16 protein-coding genes and 1 riboswitch are annotated in these 21,362 nt (G+C 60.9%); of the genes, 12 read left to right on the top strand and 4 right to left on the bottom strand.

All coding sequences use genetic code 11. The features are described from left to right. Window positions 1–99: 99 nt before the first annotated feature. From ENGE1_RS01470 to yegS, 11 genes are all read left to right on the top strand, one after another. Complete coding sequence (locus tag ENGE1_RS01470; protein WP_064360441.1) at window positions 100–1,341, top strand: MdtA/MuxA family multidrug efflux RND transporter periplasmic adaptor subunit; 1,242 nt, start codon at window positions 100–102, stop codon at window positions 1,339–1,341. Then, on the top strand, window positions 1,341–4,463 hold the full coding sequence (locus ENGE1_RS01465; RefSeq protein ID WP_064360440.1) for an MdtB/MuxB family multidrug efflux RND transporter permease subunit: 3,123 nt from the start codon (window positions 1,341–1,343) through the stop codon (window positions 4,461–4,463). The genes ENGE1_RS01470 and ENGE1_RS01465 overlap by 1 nt, the downstream gene beginning before the upstream one ends. Continuing rightward, the gene (gene mdtC, locus ENGE1_RS01460) at window positions 4,464–7,541 is read left to right on the top strand and encodes a multidrug efflux RND transporter permease subunit MdtC (RefSeq protein WP_064360439.1); all 3,078 of its coding nucleotides are present in this window, start codon (window positions 4,464–4,466) and stop codon (window positions 7,539–7,541) included. It begins immediately after the preceding gene. A gap of 2 nt (window positions 7,542–7,543) precedes the next feature. Next, on the top strand, window positions 7,544–8,959 hold the full coding sequence (mdtD, locus tag ENGE1_RS01455; protein WP_064360438.1) for an MFS transporter: 1,416 nt from the start codon (window positions 7,544–7,546) through the stop codon (window positions 8,957–8,959). After that, complete coding sequence (gene baeS / locus ENGE1_RS01450; RefSeq protein WP_048255085.1) at window positions 8,956–10,362, top strand: envelope stress sensor histidine kinase BaeS; 1,407 nt, start codon at window positions 8,956–8,958, stop codon at window positions 10,360–10,362. The genes mdtD and baeS overlap by 4 nt, the downstream gene beginning before the upstream one ends. Next, window positions 10,359–11,081, top strand: coding sequence for an envelope stress response regulator BaeR (baeR, locus tag ENGE1_RS01445; RefSeq protein WP_048255087.1), 723 nt, complete (start codon window positions 10,359–10,361; stop codon window positions 11,079–11,081). Before baeS ends, baeR begins: the two co-directional genes overlap by 4 nt. Window positions 11,082–11,407: 326 nt before the next feature. Further along, window positions 11,408–12,295, top strand: a complete 888-nt coding sequence (locus tag ENGE1_RS01440) for a LysR family transcriptional regulator (protein ID WP_064360437.1) — start codon at window positions 11,408–11,410, stop codon at window positions 12,293–12,295. A gap of 63 nt (window positions 12,296–12,358) precedes the next feature. Then, complete coding sequence (locus ENGE1_RS01435; protein ID WP_048278114.1) at window positions 12,359–12,781, top strand: hypothetical protein; 423 nt, start codon at window positions 12,359–12,361, stop codon at window positions 12,779–12,781. Continuing rightward, the gene (locus ENGE1_RS01430) at window positions 12,778–13,671 is read left to right on the top strand and encodes a bestrophin family protein (protein ID WP_045287804.1); all 894 of its coding nucleotides are present in this window, start codon (window positions 12,778–12,780) and stop codon (window positions 13,669–13,671) included. Before ENGE1_RS01435 ends, ENGE1_RS01430 begins: the two co-directional genes overlap by 4 nt. 133 nt (window positions 13,672–13,804) lie before the next feature. Further along, a complete protein-coding gene (gene trhP, locus ENGE1_RS01425) occupies window positions 13,805–15,166 on the top strand; it encodes a prephenate-dependent tRNA uridine(34) hydroxylase TrhP (protein ID WP_064360436.1) in 1,362 nt (453 codons plus the stop codon). A 263-nt stretch (window positions 15,167–15,429) separates the two neighbouring features. Continuing rightward, window positions 15,430–16,332 (top strand): lipid kinase YegS, encoded by a 903-nt coding sequence (gene yegS / locus ENGE1_RS01420; RefSeq protein WP_045287802.1) that lies wholly within the window; start codon window positions 15,430–15,432, stop codon window positions 16,330–16,332. Between the two features lie 39 nt (window positions 16,333–16,371). Here the strand turns inward: yegS and fbaB are convergent, their stop codons facing one another. The 3 genes from fbaB to thiM form a co-directional block, all read right to left on the bottom strand. Continuing rightward, window positions 16,372–17,421, bottom strand: coding sequence for a class I fructose-bisphosphate aldolase (gene fbaB / locus ENGE1_RS01415; protein WP_043082934.1), 1,050 nt, complete (start codon window positions 17,419–17,421; stop codon window positions 16,372–16,374). 157 nt (window positions 17,422–17,578) lie between these two features. Next, window positions 17,579–18,379: a bifunctional hydroxymethylpyrimidine kinase/phosphomethylpyrimidine kinase gene (thiD, locus tag ENGE1_RS01410; RefSeq protein ID WP_043082933.1), complete on the bottom strand. Its 801-nt coding sequence runs from the start codon at window positions 18,377–18,379 to the stop codon at window positions 17,579–17,581. After that, window positions 18,376–19,155, bottom strand: coding sequence for a hydroxyethylthiazole kinase (thiM, locus tag ENGE1_RS01405; RefSeq protein ID WP_064360435.1), 780 nt, complete (start codon window positions 19,153–19,155; stop codon window positions 18,376–18,378). The genes thiD and thiM overlap by 4 nt, the downstream gene beginning before the upstream one ends. A gap of 37 nt (window positions 19,156–19,192) precedes the next feature. Next, a riboswitch (TPP riboswitch) is annotated at window positions 19,193–19,289 on the bottom strand. A gap of 281 nt (window positions 19,290–19,570) precedes the next feature. Here thiM and ENGE1_RS01400 point away from each other — a divergent pair. Continuing rightward, the gene (locus ENGE1_RS01400; RefSeq protein ID WP_064360434.1) at window positions 19,571–20,482 is read left to right on the top strand and encodes a hypothetical protein; all 912 of its coding nucleotides are present in this window, start codon (window positions 19,571–19,573) and stop codon (window positions 20,480–20,482) included. Between the two features lie 71 nt (window positions 20,483–20,553). Here ENGE1_RS01400 and ENGE1_RS01395 read toward each other — a convergent pair whose 3' ends face one another. Further along, entirely contained in the window at window positions 20,554–21,255 is a 702-nt protein-coding gene (locus ENGE1_RS01395) for an oligogalacturonate-specific porin KdgM family protein (RefSeq protein ID WP_064360530.1), read from the bottom strand. Window positions 21,256–21,362: the final 107 nt, after the last annotated feature.

Here is a 21,362-nt window from a genome sequence, read left to right as displayed (position 1 = left end):
TCCGGACACGCATTTCATATTTCCTCCATTTTTCCGGCGGTAGCGGTTACTAAACTAGTATCATTCGGCGAAAGGTTTCAGGATGAGAAGCAGGTAATAATGAAAGGCAGCAATAAATCGCGCTGGTTAGCGGCGCTGGGAATAGCGATTGTGGCCGGCGCGGGGCTCTGGTACTGGCACGATCGCGGCGATTCGCAGGCGGCGTCGGCGACGGCGCAGGCTCAGTCATCAGCGGGCGGCCGCCACCGCGGCGGCGGGAAAATGGGCGCGCCGCTGGCGCCGGTGCAGGCCGCCACCGCCGTTGAGCAGGCGGTGCCGCGCTATCTGACCGGTCTCGGTACCGTTACCGCGGCCAACACCGTGACTGTGCGCAGCCGCGTCAACGGCCAGCTGCTGGCGATCCACTTTCAGGAAGGACAGCAGGTGAAGGCGGACGATCTGCTGGCCGAAATCGATCCCAGCCAGTTTAAGGTTGCGCTGGCCGAAGCCCAGGGCCAGCTGGCGAAAGATAACGCCACGCTCGCCAACGCCCGCCGCGATCTCGCCCGCTATCAGCAGCTGATAAAAACCAACGTCGCCTCACGCCAGGAGCTGGACACCCAGCAGTCACTGGTGACCCAGACGGCAGGTACCGTGAAGGCCGACGAGGCCAGCGTCGCCAGCGCCCAGCTGCAGCTCGACTGGACCCGCATCACCGCGCCGATTGACGGCCGAGTCGGCCTTAAGCAGGTCGATATCGGCAACCAGATTTCCACCAGCGATACCACCGGCATCGTAGTGCTGACCCAGACCCATCCTATCGATCTGGTCTTCACCCTGCCGGAAAGCGACATCGCCACCGTGGTCAGGGCGCAGAAGGCCGGGCAGCCGCTGACCGTCGAAGCCTGGGACCGCACCAATAAGCAGAAGCTCAGCGTCGGCCAACTGCTGAGCCTCGACAACCAGATTGATACCACCACCGGCACCATCAAGCTGAAGGCCCGCTTCGCGAATCAGGACGATGCCCTGTTCCCGAACCAGTTCGTTAACGCCCGCCTGCTGGTGGATACCCAGCAGAATGCGGTGGTGATCCCCGCCGCCGCGCTGCAGATGGGCAAAGAGGGCAACTTCGTCTGGGTGCTCAATGAGCAGAATAAAGTCAGCAAGCATACCGTGGTGCCCGGGATCCAGAACAGCCAGCAGGTGGTGATTAGCGCCGGGCTCTCCGCCGGCGATCGCGTAGTGACCGACGGCATTGACCGCCTGACGGAAGGCGCCAGCGTTGAGGTCGTGGAGGCTCACGACGCCGCCGACGATAAGCCGGTAACGCAGGCCAGCGGCAAAGCGGGAGCCGGCGCCTGATGCACGTATTACCTTCCGGCACCACCGGCGGGCCCTCCCGCCTGTTTATCCTGCGCCCGGTAGCCACCACGCTGATGATGGTCGCCATTCTGCTGGCGGGGATCATCGGCTACCGCTTCCTGCCCGTCTCCGCCCTGCCGGAGGTGGACTACCCGACCATTCAGGTGACGACGCTCTATCCCGGCGCCAGCCCGGACGTGGTCACCTCGGCGATCACCGCACCGCTGGAGCGCCAGTTCGGCCAGATGTCCGGCCTCAAGCAAATGTCCTCCCAAAGCGCGGGCGGCACGTCGGTGGTCACCCTGCAGTTCCAGCTGGAGCTGCCGCTGGACGTTGCCGAGCAGGAGGTGCAGGCCGCGATCAACGCCGCCACCAACCTGCTGCCGGACGATCTGCCCAATCCGCCGGTCTACAGCAAAGTGAACCCGGCGGATCCGCCGATCATGACGCTCGCCGTCACCTCCTCCGCGATGCCGATGACCCAGGTCGAGGATATCGTCGAAACCCGCGTAGCGCAGAAGATCTCCCAGGTCTCCGGCGTCGGGCTGGTGGCGATAGCCGGCGGCCAGCGCCCGGCGGTGCGGGTGAACCTTAACGCCCAGGCCATTGCCGCGCTGGGGCTGACCAACGAGGACGTGCGCACGGCGATCGCCAGCGCCAACGTCAACTCCGCTAAGGGCAGCCTCGACGGCCCGACCCGGGCGGTGACGCTCTCCGCCAACGACCAGATGGAGTCGGCGCAGGAGTACCGCAGCCTGATCATCGCCTATAAGAACGGCGCGCCGGTGCGCCTCGGCGACGTGGCCACCGTTGAGCAGGGCGCGGAGAACCGCTGGCTCGGGGCGTGGGCCAATAAGCAGCAGGCAATTGTAATGAACGTCCAGCGCCAGCCGGGGGCCAATATCATCGCCACCGCCGACAGCATTCGCCAGATGCTGCCCCAGCTGACGGAGAGCCTGCCGAAGTCGGTCAAGGTTCAGGTCCTGTCGGACCGCACCAACAATATCCGCGCTTCGGTGAGCGATACTCAGGTAGAGCTGATGATGGCCATCGCGCTGGTGGTGATGATCATCTATCTGTTCCTGCGCAACGTACCCGCCACCATTATTCCCGGTGTCGCGGTGCCGCTGTCGCTTATCGGCACCTTCGCGGTGATGGTGTTCCTCGACTTTTCGATCAATAACCTGACCCTGATGGCGCTGACCATCGCCACCGGCTTCGTGGTCGATGACGCTATCGTGGTTATCGAGAACATCTCGCGCTACATCGAAAAGGGCGAAAAGCCGATGGCCGCGGCGCTGAAGGGCGCGGGCGAGATCGGCTTTACCATTATCTCGCTGACCTTTTCGCTGATCGCCGTGCTGATCCCGCTGCTGTTTATGGGCGATATCGTCGGCCGGCTGTTCCGCGAGTTTGCCATTACCCTGGCGATCGCCATCCTGATCTCCGCCGTGGTCTCCCTGACGCTGACGCCGATGATGTGCGCCCGCATGTTGAGCCACGAGTCGCTGCGCAAGCAGAACCGCTTCTCCCGCGCCAGCGAGCGCTTCTTCGAACGGGTGATTGCCGCCTACGGCCGCCTGCTGGCGAAGGTGCTCAATCATCCGTGGCTGACCCTCGGCGTGGCGCTGAGCACCCTGGCGCTGTCGATTATGCTGTGGGTGTTTATTCCGAAGGGCTTCTTCCCGGTGCAGGATAACGGCATTATCCAGGGCACCCTGCAGGCGCCGCAGTCGGCGTCGTTCGCCAGCATGCGCCAGCGCCAGGCGGCGGTCTCCGACATTATTCTCAAAGACCCGGCGGTCGAGAGCCTGACCGCCTTCGTCGGCGTCGACGGCACGAATCCGGCGCTCAACAGCGCCCGGCTGCAGATTAACCTCAAGCCGCTTGAGGACCGCGACGATCGGGTGCAGGGCGTGATCGCCCGTCTGCAGCAGGCGGTGGCGAAGGTGCCCGGCGCCGAGCTCTATCTGCAGCCGACGCAGGATCTGACCATCGACACCACCGTCAGCCGCACCCAGTATCAGTTTACCCTGCAGGCGAACTCGCTGGACGCGCTGAGCGAGTGGGTGCCGCCGCTGATGGCGAAGCTGAAGACGCTGCCCCAGCTGGCGGACGTCAGCAGCGACTGGCAGGACAAAGGCCTGGCGGCCTACATCAACGTCGATCGCGACAGCGCCAGCCGGCTGGGCATTACCATGCAGGACGTCGATAACGCCCTCTATAACGCCTTCGGCCAGCGGCTGATCTCGACTATCTATACCCAGTCGAACCAGTACCGCGTCGTGCTGGGACACGATATCAGCGAAACGCCGGGGCTGGCGGCGCTGGAGAGCATTCGCCTGACCGGCAGCGACGGCGGTATCGTACCGCTCACCGCCATTGCTAAAATTGAGCAGCGCTTCGCCCCGCTCTCCATCAACCACCTTGACCAGTTCCCGGTGACCACCATCTCGTTTAACGTCGCGCACGGCGCCTCGCTGGGCGAGGCGGTGCAGTCGATTCTTGATGCCGAGAAGACGCTCAATCTGCCGGTCAATATCCGCACCGAGTTTCAGGGCAGCACCCTCGCCTTCCAGGCCGCCATCCGCAGCACCGTCTGGCTGGTGCTGGCGGCGGTGGTGGCGATGTATATCGTGCTCGGCATCCTCTATGAGAGCTTTATTCATCCGATCACCATTCTCTCGACGCTGCCCACCGCGGGCGTCGGCGCGCTGCTGGCGCTGTGGCTGGCGGGCAGCGAGCTGGACGTGATCGCCATCATCGGCATCATTTTGCTGATCGGCATCGTCAAGAAGAACGCCATCATGATGATCGACTTCGCCCTCGCCGCCGAGCGCGATCAGGGCATGGCGCCGCGCGAGGCGATTTATCAGGCCTGCCTGCTGCGCTTCCGGCCGATTCTGATGACCACGCTTGCCGCCCTGCTCGGCGCGCTGCCGCTGATGCTCAGCACCGGCGTCGGCGCCGAGTTGCGCCGCCCGCTGGGCATCGGCATGGTCGGCGGCCTGCTGGTCAGCCAGGTGCTGACGCTGTTTACCACGCCGGTTATCTACCTGCTGTTTGACCGCCTGTCGCTGTTCGTGAAAAGCAAAATGCCGGCCCGGGAAGAGGAGGCGTAAGTGAAATTTTACGCGCTCTTTATCTACCGCCCGGTGGCGACCATCCTGCTGGCTATCGCCATCACCCTCTGCGGCGTACTCGGCTTCCGGCTGCTGCCGGTAGCCCCGCTGCCGCAGGTGGACTATCCGGTGATTATGGTCAGCGCCTCCCTGCCGGGGGCCTCGCCGGAAACCATGGCATCGTCGGTGGCGACGCCGCTGGAGCGGTCGCTCGGCAGCATTGCCGGGGTCAACGAGATGACCTCCACCAACTCGCTCGGCAGCACGCGGATCATTATGCAGTTTGAGTTCAGCCGCGATATCAACGGCGCCGCCCGCGACGTGCAGGCGGCGATCAACGCCGCGCAAAATCTGCTGCCGACGGGGATGCCGAGCCGCCCGACCTACCGCAAGGCCAATCCGTCGGACGCGCCGATCATGATCCTGACGCTGACCTCGGATACCTACTCGCAGGGAGAGCTGTACGACTACGCCTCGACCCAGCTGGCGCAGAGCATTTCGCAGATTAACGGCGTCGGCGACGTGGACGTCGGCGGCAGCTCCCTGCCCGCCGTGCGGGTGGACCTCAATCCGCAGGCGCTGTTCAACCAGGGCGTGTCGTTGGACGACGTGCGCGGCGCCATCAGCAAATCCAATGTCCGCATCCCGCAGGGAGCTATCGACGGCAGCGTCAACCGCTGGCAGGTGGCCACCAACGACGAGCTGAAAACCGCCGCCGAATACCGGCCGCTGATCATTCACTACAATAACGGCGCGCCGGTGCGCCTCGGCGACGTGGCCAGCGTCAGCGACTCGGTGCAGGACGTGCGCAACGCCGGGATGGCCAACGCCAGGCCGGCGATCCTGCTGATGATCCGCAAGCTGCCGGAGGCCAACATCATTCAGACGGTGGAGGCCATCCGCGCGGAGATCCCGACCCTCAAGAAGACCATTCCGGCGGCCATTAATCTGCAGATCGCCAACGACCGCTCGCCAACCATCCGCGCCTCGCTCGAAGAGGTTGAGCAGACGCTGGTGATTTCGGTGGCGCTGGTGATCCTGGTGGTATTTCTGTTCCTGCGCTCCGGACGGGCCACGTTTATTCCGGCGGTGGCGGTGCCGGTATCGCTGATCGGCACCTTCGCCGCCATGTACCTGTGCGGCTTCAGCCTCAATAACCTGTCGCTGATGGCGCTGACCATCGCCACCGGCTTCGTGGTGGACGACGCCATCGTGGTGCTGGAGAACATCTCCCGCCACCTTGAGGCGGGCGTCAAGCCCCTGCAGGCGGCGCTGCAGGGCAGTCGGGAAGTGGGCTTTACCGTGCTCTCCATGAGCCTGTCGCTGGTGGCGGTATTCCTGCCGCTGCTGCTGATGGGCGGCCTGCCGGGACGGCTGCTGCGCGAGTTTGCGGTGACGCTGTCGGTGGCGATCGGTATTTCGCTGCTGGTGTCCCTCACCCTGACGCCGATGATGTGCGGCTGGATGCTGAAGTCCTCCCGCCCGCATACGCCGGCGCGCGCGCGCGGCTTCGGCCGCCTGCTGGTGGCGATGCAGCAGGGCTACGGCCGCTCGCTGACCTGGGTACTGCGCCACGCCCGGCTGGTGGGGCTGGTGCTGCTGGCCACCATCGCGCTGAATATCTGGCTCTATATCACCATTCCGAAGACCTTCTTCCCGGAGCAGGACACCGGCGTGCTGATGGGCGGCATTCAGGCGGACCAGAGCATCTCTTTTCCGGCAATGCGCGGCAAGCTGGAAGACTTTATGAAGATCGTCCGCAGCCATCCCGATGTCGATAACGTGGTCGGCTTTACCGGCGGCTCGCGGGTCAACAGCGGCTTTATGTTTATCACCCTCAAGCCGCGCGGCGAGCGCCACAACAGCGCGCAGCAGGTCATCGACCAGCTGCGCAAGCAGCTGGCGAAGGAGCCGGGCGCCAGTCTGTTTCTGATGGCGGTGCAGGATATCCGCGTCGGCGGCCGCCAGTCTAACGCCAGCTACCAGTACACCCTGATGTCGGACGACCTGGCGGCCCTGCGCGAGTGGGAGCCGAAAATCCGCAAGGCGCTGGCCGCCCTGCCGGAGCTGGCGGACGTCAACTCCGATCAGCAGGACAACGGCGCGGAGATGAATCTGGTGTATGACCGGGAGACCATGTCGCGGCTCGGCATCAGCGTGCAGACCGCCAACGGCCTGCTGAACAACGCCTTCGGCCAGCGGCAGATTTCGACCATCTATCAGCCGCTCAACCAGTACAAGGTGGTGATGGAGGTTGACCCGGCCTATACCCAGGACGTCAGCGCGCTGGACAAGATGTTCGTGATTAACGACGAGGATAAGGCGATCCCGCTCGCCAGCTTCGCCCACTGGCGCCCGGCCAACGCCCCGCTGTCGGTTAACCATCAGGGGCTCTCTGCGGCGTCAACCCTGTCCTTTAACCTGCCGGCGGGCAAGTCGCTGTCGGACGCCAGCGCGGCTATTGAGCGCACCATGACCCGCCTCGGCGTACCGCCGAGCGTGCGCGGCCAGTTTGCCGGCACGGCGCAGGTGTTCCAGCAGACGATGAACTCGCAGCTGATCCTGATCCTCGCCGCGCTGGCGACGGTCTATATCGTGCTGGGGATGCTGTACGAGAGCTACGTCCATCCGCTGACCATTCTCTCGACGCTGCCCTCGGCGGGCGTCGGCGCGCTGCTGGCGCTGGAGCTGTTCGGCGCGCCCTTCAGCCTGATTGCGCTGATCGGCATCATGCTGCTGATCGGCATCGTCAAGAAGAACGCCATCATGATGGTGGACTTCGCCCTCGAGGCCCAGCGCAACGGCAGCCTGACGGCGGACGAAGCCATCTTCCAGGCCTGTCTACTGCGCTTCCGGCCGATCATGATGACCACGCTCGCCGGGCTGTTCGGCGCCCTGCCGCTGGTTATCTCCGGCGGCGACGGCGCCGAGCTGCGCCAGCCGCTCGGCATCACCATCGCCGGCGGCCTGGTGGTCAGCCAGCTGCTGACGCTCTATACCACGCCGGTGGTCTATCTGTTCTTCGACCGGCTGCGCCAGCGCTTTACCGGCAGAAAGCTGACCCGGCTTGCGGAGTAGCGATGGACGACTTACCTTCCGCCGTACGCTGGCAGCTGTGGATCGTGGCCTTCGGCTTCTTTATGCAGACGCTGGATACTACCATCGTCAACACCGCCCTCCCCTCGATGGCCGCAAGCCTCGGGGAGAGCCCGCTGCATATGCATATGGTGGTCGTCTCCTACGTGCTGACGGTGGCGGTGATGCTCCCCGCCAGCGGCTGGCTGGCGGATCGGGTGGGCGTGCGCAACGTCTTTTTTACCGCCATCGTGCTGTTTACCCTCGGATCCCTGTGCTGCGCGCGGGCCGTCACGCTGGACCAGCTGCTGCTGGCCCGCGTCCTGCAGGGCATCGGCGGCGCGATGATGGTGCCGGTGGGCAGGCTGACGGTGCTGAAAATCGTGCCCCGCGAGCGCTACATGGCGGCGATGACCTTCGTCACCCTGCCGGGACAGATTGGGCCGCTGGTCGGCCCGGCGCTGGGCGGTATCCTGGTGGAGTACGCGTCGTGGCACTGGATCTTTTTAATTAATATTCCGGTGGGCGTCATCGGCGCTGTTGCCACCCTGCGCCTGATGCCGAACTACACGATGCCCACCCGCCGGTTTGACGTCGGCGGCTTTCTGCTGCTGGCGCTGGGCATGGCGACCCTGACGCTGGCGCTCGACGGCAGCCGCGGTCTCGGTATCTCCACGGCCGCACTGCTGCTGCTTATCGCCATCGGCGCGGCGGCGATACTCGGCTATCTCTGGCACGCCAGGGGCAACGACCGCAGCCTGTTCAGCCTCGCGCTGTTTCGCAACCGCACCTTTTCCCTTGGACTGGCGGGCAGCTTTGCCGGGCGCATCGGCAGCGGTATGCTGCCGTTTATGACGCCGGTATTCCTGCAGATAGGCCTCGGCTTTTCGCCCTTTCACGCCGGGCTGATGATGATTCCGATGGTGCTCGGCAGCATGGCGATGAAGCGCATCGTGGTGCAGATGGTCGGCCATTTGGGCTACCGGCGGGTGCTGGTGGGCTCGACTCTCGGGCTGGCGCTGGTCACGCTGCTGTTTATGGCTGTCGCCCTTGCGGGCTTCTGGTGGCTGCTGCCGCCGGTGCTGTTCCTGCAGGGCATGGTTAACTCCAGCCGCTTCTCTTCAATGAATACCCTGACGCTGAAAAGCCTCTCCGACGCGCTTGCCAGCAGCGGCAACAGCCTGCTGTCGATGATCATGCAGCTGTCGATGAGCATCGGCGTGACGGTGGCGGGCCTGCTGCTCGGGTTCTTTGCCCGGCAAACTCCCGACGCCGGCGGCGCGGCGTCACATCCGGTCTTCTTCTGGACCTACCTCAGTATGGCGGTCATCATCGCGCTACCGGCGCTGATTTTTGCCCGCGTTCCCGACGACATGCACGATAACCGCGCCGCAGCCCGGCGTAAAAGGAGCGAGCCGTGAAACTCTGGCGACCCAACATTACGGCGAAACTCTTTCTCGCCATTTTCGCCACCTGTATTCTGCTGCTGATCACCATGCACTGGGCGGTGCGCCTCAGCTTTGAACACGGCTTTATCGACTATATCAAGCGCGGCAACGAGCAGCGGCTGCAGTTGCTGAGTGAAGCCCTGTCGGAGCAGTACGAATCCCACGGCAGCTGGCGCTTTCTGCGCGGCAACGACCGCTTTATCTTTCAGATCCTGCGCACCCTCGAGCACGATACCCCCGACGACGGCAAAGGGCCGCCGCAGATGCCGCCCCACGGCTGGCGCACCCAGTTCTGGGTGGTGGATCAGAACGCCCGCGTGCTGGTAGGACCGCGGGCGCCGGTGCCGCCCGACGGCACCCGGCGCGGCATTATGGTCAACGGCATGGAGGTGGGTGCGGTGATCGCCTCCCCGGTCGAACGCCTGACGCGCAACACCGATATCAACTTTGACCGCCAGCAGCGGCGCACCAGCTGGCTGATCGTCGGCCTGGCGACGCTGCTGGCGGCGCTGGCCACCTTCCCGCTGGCGCGCGGCCTGCTGGCGCCGGTAAAAAGGCTGGTAGAAGGCACCCACCGGCTGGCGGCCGGGGACTTCACTACCCGCGTCACGGCCACCGGCAGCGACGAGCTGGGCAAGCTGGCCCAGGACTTTAATCAGCTGGCGAGCACGCTGGAGCGAAACCAGCAGATGCGCCGCGACTTTATGGCCGATATCTCCCACGAGCTGCGCACGCCGCTGGCGGTGCTGCGCGGCGAGCTGGAGGCGATTCAGGACGGCGTGCGCAAGTTTACGCCGGAGTCGGTCTCCTCCCTGCAGGCGGAGGTCGGCACCCTGACCAAGCTGGTGGACGACCTGCACCAGCTGTCGATGTCCGATGAAGGGGCGCTGGCCTACCAGAAAGCGCCGGTGGACATTGTCTCCCTGCTGGAGATGGCCGGCGGCGCGTTTCGCGAACGCTTCGCCGGGCGCGGCCTGGCGCTCAACCTCAGCCTGCCGGAAAGCGCCACCGTCTTTGGCGACCGCGACCGGCTGCTGCAGCTGTTCAACAATCTGCTGGAAAACAGCCTGCGCTACACCGACGCCGGCGGGCAGCTGCTGATCGAGGCCCGCAAGACCGCGCAGCACGTCACGCTGACCTTTGCCGACAGCGGTCCCGGCGTCACCGACGAACAGCTCGAAATGCTCTGCGAACGCTTCTATCGCGCGGAAAGCTCGCGCAACCGGGCCAGCGGCGGCTCCGGCCTGGGGCTTGCCATCTGCGTCAATATCGCTGCTGCCCACGGCGGCAGGCTCAGCGCCGCCCATTCGCCTTTTGGCGGGGTTAGCATTACAGTAGAGCTACCGCTTGACCGAGATTTACCGGGAACCGCATGACCGAATTACCGATTGATGAAAACACCCCGCGCATCCTGATCGTGGAGGATGAGCCCAAGCTTGGCCAGCTGCTGATCGACTACCTGCTGGCGGCCAACTACGCCCCGACGCTGATTAATCACGGCGATAAAGTGCTGCCCTACGTCCGCCAGACGCCGCCGGACCTGATTCTGCTCGACCTGATGCTGCCCGGCACCGATGGCCTGACCCTGTGCCGGGAGATCCGCCGCTTCTCGGAAGTGCCCATCGTGATGGTCACCGCCAAAATTGAAGAGATAGACCGCCTGCTGGGGCTGGAGATCGGCGCCGACGACTACATCTGCAAGCCCTACAGCCCGCGCGAGGTGGTGGCGCGCGTGAAAACCATTCTGCGCCGCTGCCGCCCGCGCCGCGATCTGCAGGCGCTTGATGCCGCAAGCCCGCTGATTATCGACGAAGGCCGCTTCCAGGCCAGCTGGTCCGGCAAGGCGCTGGACCTGACGCCGGCGGAATTTCGCCTGCTGAAAACCCTCTCCCAGGAGCCGGGCAAGGTCTTCTCCCGCGAGCAGCTGCTGAATAACCTCTACGACGACTACCGCGTAGTTACCGACCGCACGATCGATAGCCACATTAAAAACCTGCGCCGCAAGCTGGAGGCGCTGGACGCCGAGCAGTCGTTTATCCGCGCGGTGTACGGCGTGGGCTACCGCTGGGAAGCGGATGCGGGGCGGCTGAACTGAAGCCCGCCAACGGGCTCCCGGTCGCGCCTCAGCCTCCGGGGTGCCCGGCAGTGCGTTTCTCCCGCAATAAAGAATGAAAGCCGCCGTTTTATTTACCGCCTGCAATAACAAGTTACGCATAATTAATCCGGAGGGAGTAACTGCGCGCGGCGGAAACTTATTCTTTTGAATCACTTCAATTATTATCAAGAGCAGTTTTATAAAAACGGCAAAAAACGTTAACGTTCCTGACTTAACAATCCTCGTTGCCAAATTAAACAATCCCGTCTATACATATTTAATAGCGCTCTGTACAATTCCGGCTCTTCGTTACTCAGGGTTAATTCATGCTCAAGCACATACAGGATATGGTTATCTTTGCCTTACTGGTGAAAAATGGATCATACACCCGCACTGCGTCAGAGTTAGGCATGACGAAAGCGCGAATTAGCCAGAGAATAAGCGATCTCGAAGAGAGTCTCGGTTTGCGCCTGCTTAATCGCACGACCCGCAAATTTTCGCTCACCGGCGCCGGTGAAACCTATCTGGCCTCGTGCCGGGAACTGCTCGATGCCTGCATGAAGGGCGATGAGATCATGCAGAATTTACATAATGCGGTCGCCGGCACGCTTACAATCATCTCCCCGCCCGGCTTTATGTCCAGTATGCTGCCGGCGGTACACCGCGATTTTCTGCTGAAATACCCTGAGGTCGCGCTGCAGCTGGAAACCGCGGACTCGTTCTACGGTACGGTAGGCGATAGCTTCGACGTCGCCTATCGCATTGGCAAGCCCTCCGATGACGGCTATATCGGGCGCTTTCTCGGCTCTTTTAAGCGCTTTATTGTTGCCTCGCCGGCCTACGCCAGCGCGCACCGGCTCACGCATCCTGATGAGATTTTACGCTGCGAACTGATTACCCACCGCACCTGGAAAAGCATCGGACTTTACCGGGGCGATGCGCACTACGAAGTCGTAATGCCCCTGCGCCACACCAGCGACAACCTGACCTATATTATGCATCAGGCGCTGATCGGCACCGGCCTTGCTATTCTCCCGGAATATATCGTAAAACCGTATCTCGCCAGCCGTCAGCTGCAGATTGTATTAGCCGACTGGCAGGTTCAGAAAATTGAACTATGGATGATCTACCAGAGTAAAATAAATAATCCAGCAATTCTCCGCGAATATATTAACTTTGTTATTAAATATAACATCCTTGACACGATTATTTAATCGAAAGAAGAACAGCCACCTTTAAACCAGCATACTCCATTCGCCTATAACCTGTTTAGAAATATGACTGAGATACTTCCTTTAGAAAAAAAAGCCGCCCTTATTCACGACTGTAAAAACAAGATGGATAAGCTGTGGAACGTGTATACGATGGACCTGCTGAAAAGCATCACCGCCACCGAGCGCCTGTACCATCATCAAATCGTTCCCCATCAGCGGGGGCACCTGATGATTAACTTTTTCGGCAAAATTGGCCTCGATATTACCCGCAGCGAATCGTTTGGCAAAATTCGCCTCGACTATCGCCTCACCTCCGAGGCGTTTAGCGATATCGCGATTGCCCCCGCGCACATCGACAGCGAGGGCATGCTCGACGCCTCGGTGCCGCTGGCCTGTCGGGAAGACGTTTTCAGCCACTATCTGAAGAAAATAGAGCCGATTTACGATCGCATGCTGATGCTGTCGCTGGGGGACGCCCGGGCATGATAGTCAGACCCGAGCAAAACTGGCTGCGGAAACTCTTCTCCTGGCACGGCTCAATCATGCGCAAGATATCGCTGCAGATGCTGTTCTTTGTCGGCCTGAATATTGCCTACCTGTTTATTTTGCCGATCCTGCATCTGCACGGTATCGTCGCCAAAGAGAGCCCGGTCTATTTTATCGGCGTGTCTATCTCTATCTTTCTCGGCTTTCGCAATAACGTCGCCTGGGGACGCTACAGCGAGGCCAGAAAGCTGTGGGGCGAGCTGCTGATCGTGACCCGCTCCCTGATGCGCGAGTTTATCAATACCAGCCTCGCCAGCTACGAGGAGAAAAAGGCCGTGGTCGATCTGCTTATCGCCTACGCCACGGTGCTGAAAGACACCCTGCGCCACGAACCGGCAGCGGCGGCGATGTGCGAAGATCGCCTTGTCGCCGGCGCCGGCGTGATGACCCCGTGCAACGCGCTGCTGCAGGAAATAGGCCTCTATCTGTACCATAACCGGCCGGATACTCGGGTGTACCAGAACTACAATCACTATCTGAATCAGATAGGCATGATTCAGGGCGGCTGCGAGCGCATCAGCAATACGCCCATTCCGTTCGCCTACTCTCTGCTGCTGCACCGCACCGTGGCTATCTTCTGCGCCATCTATCCCCTGCTGCTGATCAGTAATTTTGGCGTCCTGACCCTGCTCTTTTCGCTATTTACCACCTATGCGCTGCTGGCGCTGGATGCGATCGCCACCGAGCTTGAGGATCCTTTCGGCCATGAGGATAACGACCTGCCGCTGGGGGCAATCTGCAACACCATTGAGATAGATCTGCGCGAAATGATGCAGGACGCTGAGCTGCCGGAGAAAATGCGCCCGGATAAGCACTTCCGCCTGCTGTGATTGGCTGAAAAAAGGCCCGGGGTGTTTACCGGCCACGCCCCCGGCGCTACAATGCCCGCCCTTAAAGTAAGGGGACTCCCCTGCCGCTTCACCGGGTGAAGCGGGTCTGACCTGTCATCAGAACGAGAACATCATGTTTAAACCGGAACTTCTCTCTCCGGCGGGAACGCTGAAAAATATGCGTTACGCCTTCGCCTATGGTGCCGATGCGGTCTACGCCGGCCAGCCGCGCTACTCCCTGCGGGTGCGCAATAACGAATTCAACCACGAGAACCTGCAGCAGGGCATCAATGAAGCCCACGCGCTGGGGAAAAAATTCTACGTGGTGGTCAACATTGCCCCGCACAACGCCAAGCTGAAAACCTTTATCCGCGACCTCAAGCCGGTGGTTGATATGGGGCCGGACGCGCTGATCATGTCCGATCCGGGCCTGATTATGCTGGTGCGCGAGCACTTCCCGGCGATGGCTATTCACCTCTCGGTGCAGGCCAACGCCGTCAACTGGGCGACGGTGAAGTTCTGGCAGCAGATGGGGCTGACCCGCGTTATCCTGTCGCGCGAGCTGTCGCTGGAAGAGATTGAAGAAATTCGCGCCCAGGTGCCGGAGATGGAGATTGAGATCTTCGTCCACGGCGCGCTGTGCATGGCCTACTCCGGCCGCTGCTTGCTTTCCGGCTACATCAACAAGCGCGACCCCAACCAGGGCACCTGCACCAACGCCTGCCGCTGGGAATACAACGTTCAGGAAGGCAAAGAGGATGAGATCGGCAACATCGTCCACAAGCACGAGCCGATCCCGGTGCGCAACGTTGAGCCAACCCTGGGCGAAGGCGCGCCGACCGACAGCGTATTTATGCTTGAGGAAGCCCAGCGTCCGGGCGAGTACATGACCGCCTTTGAGGACGAGCACGGCACCTACATCATGAACTCAAAAGATCTGCGCGCCATCGCCCACGTCGAGCGTCTGACGCAGATGGGCGTCCATTCGCTGAAAATTGAGGGCCGCACCAAGTCCTTCTACTACTGCGCCCGTACCGCCCAGGTCTACCGCAAGGCCATCGACGATGCCGCCGCCGGCAGGCCGTTCGATACCTCACTGCTGGAAACTCTCGAAGGCCTGGCCCACCGCGGCTACACCGAAGGCTTCCTGCGCCGCCACACCCACGACAGCTATCAGAACTACGAATACGGCTACTCCGTTTCCGAGCGCCAGCAGTTCGTCGGCGAATTTACCGGCGAGCGCCGGGGCGGGCTGGCGGCAGTGGCGGTGAAAAACAAATTCACCCGCGGCGACAGCCTGGAGCTGATGACGCCGCAGGGCAACGTCAACTTCACGCTCGAATATATGGAGAACGGCAAAGCGGTCGAGGTTGAGGTCGCGCCGGGCGATGGCCATACGGTGTGGATCCCCGTCCCGCAGGAGATGGCGCTGGATTATGCACTGCTGATGCGTAATTTTACGGGTCAGAGCACCCGCAACCCGCACGGTAAGTAGTTAATTAGCATTATTTTTCTGCATCGGGGATTCTTAGAATCGGATCACATACCTGGGCAACCAAACAGGATATCATCCACGACGCTGAAAAACATAACCCATAAATGCTAGTAGTAACAGAAACCACCTCCTTGGCTCGCGCGATCTCCCTCGCGCGAGCCATTTTTTTACTCTCCGCACGTTATTGATTTCAGGCTGTTCTGACCCTAATTACGCTATCCTGAGATACACTAAGGAACAGATGCATCTAAAGGTGAAGAAAAATGGATACGCTATCTCCCAGCTTATTGATTCTGAACGGCAAGGGCGCCGGAAATCCCGATTTGCGCAGCGCGATCAATGACCTGCGCGCGCAGGGCGTTGAGATCCACGTTCGCGTGACGTGGGAAAAAGGCGACGCGGCCCGCTATCTGGACGAGGGCAGGCGCCTCGGCGTGCAAACCATCGTTGCCGGCGGCGGCGACGGCACCATCAATGAAGTGGCAACCGCGCTGATTAACGCCGACGACGGCAGCGAGCTGCCGGCGCTGGGCATTTTGCCTCTCGGCACCGCCAACGACTTTGCCACCAGCGCCGGTATTCCGGAAGAGATGGGCAAGGCGCTGCTGCTGGCGATCGCCGGCAATACCACCGCCGTGGATATCGCGCGGGTCAATGATCGGACCTGCTTTATGAATATGGCCACCGGCGGTTTCGGCACCCGTATTACCAGCGAAACCCCGGAAAAACTGAAGGCGGCGCTGGGCGGCGTCTCCTATCTGGTCCACGGCCTGATGCGCCCGAACACGCTTAAGGCCGACCGCTGCGAAATTCGCGGCGAGAACTTCCACTGGCAGGGCGACGCGCTGGTCATCGGCATCGGCAACGGCCGCCAGGCCGGCGGCGGGCAGCAGCTCTGCCCTGAGGCGCTGATCGACGACGGCCTGCTCCAGCTGCGCATCTTTACCGCCGACGAACTGCTGCCGGCGTTGATCAATACGCTTACCCGCCCGGAAGAGAAAACCAATATCGTCGACGGCGTGTCGTCATGGTTTGAAGTGACTGCCCCGCACGACATGACCTTCAATCTGGACGGCGAGCCGGAGAGCGGGCGCAGGTTTCGCATGGAGATCCTGCCGGGCGCGCTGCGCCTGCGCCTGCCGCCGGGATGTCCGCTGCTTAGCTAAGATGAGAACCTCTCCCCGACCGGGGAGAGGTGAAGGGCATCAGGCAATGGTCACTTTGCCATCGAGGTAAACGTCCTGCACGGCGTTGATAAGCTTCACGCCGTCGGCCATCGATTTCTTAAACGCCTTGCGGCCGAGGATCAGGCCCATACCGCCCGCGCGCTTGTTGATGACCGCCGTGCGCACCGCGTCCACCATATCGTTTTCACCGGCCGCGCCGCCGGAGTTGATCAGGCCCGCGCGCCCCATATAGCAGTTCGCCAGCTGGTAGCGCACCAAATCGATCGGGTTCTCGGTGGTCAGCTTGCTGTAGACGCGCTCGTCGGTATAGCCGAAATTGACCGCCTTATAGCCGCCGTTGTTCTCGGCCATCTTCTGCTTCACGATATCGGCGCCGATAGTGGCCGCCAGGTGGTTTGCCTGGCCGGTCAGGTCGGCAGATACGTGGTAGTCCTTGCCGTCTTTCTTAAACGCGGAGTTGCGCAGGTAGGCCCACAGCACGGTAACCATGCCCAGCTCGTGGGCGCGCTCAAAGGCGGCAGAGATCTCTTCAATCTGGCGGCGCGACTCCGGCGAGCCGAAGTAGATCGTCGCCCCGACCGCCACCGCGCCCATATTAAAGGCCTGCTCGACGCTGGCGTACGGCGTCTGGTCGTAGGTGGTCGGATAGCTCAGGGTTTCATTATGGTTGAGCTTCACCAGGAACGGGATGCGGTGGGCGTAGCGCCGGGCCACGGAGGCCAGAACGCCGTAGGTGGAGGCCACGCAGTTGCAGCCCGCTTCAATCGCCAGCTCGACGATGTTTTTCGGATCGAAATAGAGCGGGTTCGCCGCGAACGATGCCCCGGCGGAGTGCTCAACGCCCTGGTCAACCGGCAGAATCGACAGATAGCCGGTGCCCGCCAGGCGCCCGGTATTATACAGGGTCTGCATATTACGCAGCACCGCAGGGGGGCGATTATTATCGATCATCACCCGGTCAACGTAGTCGGAACCCGGCAGATAAAGTTGGTCAGAAGGAATGGTCATACAACGGTGCTGAAGAAGGCCGTCGGCATCTTTGCCTAGCAACTGCGCAATATCAGTCATAGCAATAACTCCCGTAAATGCCAGCCTGGGCTGGCCATGAATGTCCTCTGTGCCTGAAAAAAAAGGCAACATTAAGCCTGGTACTCCCGGCGAATTCTTTCCAGGTCAAACGTGCCTTTTTCAGGACATTCTGCTGACACGATTCGCGCCGCCGGGCCTACCACCAGGCGTGAAAATGGTGGACGGGCCCGATACCGTGCCCCACCTCCAGGCTGTCCGCCTGCGCCAGCGCCGCCGACAGCCAGGCCTTGGCCTCCGGCACCGTCTCCTGCCAGTTCGCGCGGCGGGGGCGCAGGGCCGCCAGCGCGGCAGAGAGCGTGCAGCCGGTGCCGTGGGTGTTTTTGGTCATCACGCGCGGGGCGGTGAAGCGGTATTCGCCCTCGGGGGTAAACAGCCAGTCCGGGCTCTCGGCGTCGTCGAGATGGCCGCCCTTCATCAGCACCGCGCCGCAGCCCATCGCCAGCAGCGCCCTGCCCTGCTCCAGCATCTCGCGTTCGCTGGCAGCGTGCGGCGCGTCCAGCAGCGCCGCCGCCTCGGGCAGATTGGGGGTAATGAGAGAAACCTGCGGCAGCAGGCGCTGGCGCAGCGTGGCCACCGCAGAGGCCGACAGCAGCGGATCGCCGCTCTTCGCCAGCATCACGGTGTCGAGGACCACGTTCCCGATGCGGTAGCGCGCCAGCCGCTCGGCCACCGCCTCGACGATGTCGGTCTCCGCCAGCATTCCTATCTTGGTAGTATCAATACGCACATCGCTGAACACCGAATCAAGCTGGGCGGCGACGAAGTCCGGCTCAATGCGGTACACCGACTGCACGCCGCGGGTATTCTGCGCCACCAGAGCGGTAATGACCGAACAGCCGTAGGCCCCGAGCGCCGAGAAGGTTTTCAGATCCGCCTGAATGCCGGCGCCGCCGCTGGGATCGGTGCCGGCGATGGTGAGGGCGTTGATGCGCTTCATGCCTTCACCTCCTGATACAGCATATCGAGGAAGGCGGCAACGAAGCTGCCCGGCCCCCGGCTGTCCGCCGCCGCCGCGCCGCCGGCGTACTTCACCAGCCCGCAGGTGGCCGCAACGTTAAGCAGCCGGTCGCCGGGCAGCGCGCAGGCGCCCGCCACCAGCGCCGACAGCGAACAGCCGGTGCCGACAACTTTCGTCATCAGCGGCGAACCGCCGGCGGCGGCGAGGGTCCGCTGGCCGTCGGTGATGTAGTCCACCTCGCCGGTCACCGCCACCACGGTCGCCAGCTGCTGCGCCAGCGCCCTGGCCGCAGGCAGCGCGGCGGCGGCGCTGTCGGTGGTATCGACCCCGCGTCCGCCCGCGCTCATACCCGCCAGGGCGAGAATTTCAGAGGCGTTGCCGCGAATTGCCGCCGGCTTCAGGGCCACCAGCTCCCGGCAGAAGTCGCTGCGCAGGGTCAGCGCGCCGACCGCCACCGGATCCAGCGCCCACGGCGTGCCGGCGGCGTTCGCGCTCGCCACCGCCGCGCGCATGGCGGCGGCCCGAGGCCGCGTCAGAGTGCCGACGTTGATCAGTAGCGCATCCGCCAGGGCGGCAAACTGCGGCGCCTCTTCAACGTCAATCACCATCGCCGGAGATGCGCCCGCGGCCAGCAGGACGTTGGCGGTAAAGGTCTGCACCACGTCGTTGGTCATGCAGTGCACCAGCGGCGAATGGCGGCGAAAAAGTCGGGAGAGTTGCGCGATGTGCGCGTGGTTCAGCAGGTCAGGTTGCACGTTTCACTCCTGCCATGCGCGGTCAGAAGCGATAACCCGCGAGGGTCACTGACTTCCCTACGCTGGCATTATCCAGATCAGGTGGTACGGGTATTTCTCAGCCTTCGCGTGGAAGGGCACCCCGAGTCATGTACTGCAAAAACAGGTTAAAACCGATATTCAGTGTTACCTGATGGCGATAGTAGCCCTCCGGAAAGAGGTTGTAAATAATTACTGCATATTTAATCAGGCGTTAAATTAAGCACGCTGGCTGACATAGCATATTAAAGACAGAAATTCACCGATGCGAAATATACAATCTCCTTAATCATAGCAAAAAACCGCGCTTAATAACCGTCTCTCCCTCACTACAATTATTAATTAATGAGCGTACTCTTTACCGGCCAGAATTACTGACTACCAAGGAGGATTAAAGATGAAAGAATGTAGCAACGCTAAAGGTAGTTATGACGATTTCTTAAATACGATTCGTATTTTTGAAACGACGATTGACCCTGACCAGGCCAGCTTTTACGCAGATAATTATGAAATGCCGGATATTGTCGGCTATCAGAACGTCGAATATCCCGGCCGCGTTATCCGCAACGAGCGCGGAGAGGCAACGGTCAGCAGTACCACCATTAAGGGCTATTTTGAAAGACTGGGTATCGACAAGTATTACGATAAAAACGCGTCCGATCCGCAGATGTTCAGACGGATGCAGTATGCCACCATGAATTATCTGGGCTTTATCGGCTATCAGTTCAGCGAGCAGGATTTGTGGGACCTGGGCTATTACACGCATTATGATGAAAATCACCTGCCGATGTACTATTCCGATATCCCGATAGCAAACTGGGCCAACGGTATTCGCGATAAAATAATGACCTTACCCAATGCTGGCCTCGTCCACGTTACCGATGTGAACACATGGCAAGGCACATTTAGCGGCAAAAACGACATCTTTTCTTTTGCCGATCTTCTTGAGCCGGAGAAGCAGGACTGCATCGCAAAAGATCATTTCAGCGATAAATACCGCGGTATCGTCAGCGGATTAGCCGAATACGGTAAAACACCTGCTGATTATCTCGGCAAAATCCTGCGCTGGTCTGAATGTCACCCAGTGCTGACGCCTCCGCAGAACGTTCCCGACGCCGTTGAGATAACGCTATCAGGCCTTCTCGGCGGGGCGCATTTACGCGGTGCCGAAGGCATTACCGCATTACTGACGAAAGGCGAAAATCGCGCCGATGAAAATGGGACGTCCATTCTGCTCTATGTATATAACTTTGGCGGCTATGAAACCCCGTTCGACACATCGTTAGGTAGCGGGATCGGGCATCCATAACAGCGCCGGATGCAGAATCTTACATGCTAATTTAATTAGCATGTAAGATTTCAGTTTGTCACCTCGCCCGGTTAGAAAAGATAGCTCACGCCAACGCGATAGCGCGTCTGCCTTTCGCTGGTGTGGCGGCTTCCCGATACGTTACCCACCGCAATATGCGGCGACCAGCTGCTGTTGATTTTATAAGTCAGCTTAATGTCATGCGCCCACTCATGGTTTTTATTGTTGGCTAATACTACACCGCCGGTACTGGTCTTCTTATAGTCCAGTTCATAGTCAATCTGGCTATTACTCAGCTCTACCAGTGAAATAACGCCGGTAAGGTTAAAACCCTTTTCAGAAGTTTTGTGCTCTGAACCAATATTGCCGGAATAGCGCTTATAATAAGGACGAAAGCGCAGAGAAGCCGTCAGGCCATCCTGAATCAACAGCTTACCGCGCAGATAGGGCCGATAGTTGTTCGATGAAGAACCGCTGTCCAGCGAGAACCCAGGCTCCATCTGCAGCCGGTTATTCACTTTGTGCACATAGCTGGCCACGACCTCAGTGCCATTGCTGACCGTCTCATGGTAGGCCTTATCCTTATTTTTCGAGCCTTTCCACTTTCCCTCTAAAGAAAGGCCAAAGCCGCTGCTAAAGCGATGCGATACCAGCAATCTGTCTTTATGCGTATTTCCTGTGTTGTCCATAATTTCATGCCGGTAATCGATCATTACCGCCCGGGAGCCAATACTTATTAATAGCGTGCAAATAAAAAACACACAACGATACATAAACACCTCTTTCATCAGAATAAAGGCATATCAATACTCACTGTAATAATAAAGAACATCCCGTCAGGATGACCGCATCCCTACAATCAGATTTCAGGAGTAAAACA

Origin of the sequence: Pluralibacter gergoviae ATCC 33028 = NBRC 105706 (genome assembly GCF_001598855.1) — a bacterium.
Classification (GTDB): Bacteria; Pseudomonadota; Gammaproteobacteria; order Enterobacterales; family Enterobacteriaceae; genus Pluralibacter; species Pluralibacter gergoviae.
The sequence above is the reverse complement of the archived record's forward strand: the minus strand, read 5'-3'. Positions and strand labels throughout refer to the sequence as shown.

Coding starts and splice junctions, on each gene's coding strand:
- yegS (WP_045287802.1), top strand. CDS start 15,430: ATGGATACGCTATCTCCCAGCTTATTGATTCTGAACGGCAAGGGCGCC.
- baeR (WP_048255087.1), top strand. CDS start 10,359: ATGACCGAATTACCGATTGATGAAAACACCCCGCGCATCCTGATCGTG.
- thiD (WP_043082933.1), bottom strand. CDS start 18,379: ATGAAGCGCATCAACGCCCTCACCATCGCCGGCACCGATCCCAGCGGC.
- ENGE1_RS01395 (WP_064360530.1), bottom strand. CDS start 21,255: ATGTATCGTTGTGTGTTTTTTATTTGCACGCTATTAATAAGTATTGGC.
- mdtD (WP_064360438.1), top strand. CDS start 7,544: ATGGACGACTTACCTTCCGCCGTACGCTGGCAGCTGTGGATCGTGGCC.
- ENGE1_RS01465 (WP_064360440.1), top strand. CDS start 1,341: ATGCACGTATTACCTTCCGGCACCACCGGCGGGCCCTCCCGCCTGTTT.
- ENGE1_RS01400 (WP_064360434.1), top strand. CDS start 19,571: ATGAAAGAATGTAGCAACGCTAAAGGTAGTTATGACGATTTCTTAAAT.
- trhP (WP_064360436.1), top strand. CDS start 13,805: ATGTTTAAACCGGAACTTCTCTCTCCGGCGGGAACGCTGAAAAATATG.
- fbaB (WP_043082934.1), bottom strand. CDS start 17,421: ATGACTGATATTGCGCAGTTGCTAGGCAAAGATGCCGACGGCCTTCTT.
- ENGE1_RS01470 (WP_064360441.1), top strand. CDS start 100: ATGAAAGGCAGCAATAAATCGCGCTGGTTAGCGGCGCTGGGAATAGCG.
- ENGE1_RS01435 (WP_048278114.1), top strand. CDS start 12,359: ATGACTGAGATACTTCCTTTAGAAAAAAAAGCCGCCCTTATTCACGAC.
- ENGE1_RS01430 (WP_045287804.1), top strand. CDS start 12,778: ATGATAGTCAGACCCGAGCAAAACTGGCTGCGGAAACTCTTCTCCTGG.
- ENGE1_RS01440 (WP_064360437.1), top strand. CDS start 11,408: ATGCTCAAGCACATACAGGATATGGTTATCTTTGCCTTACTGGTGAAA.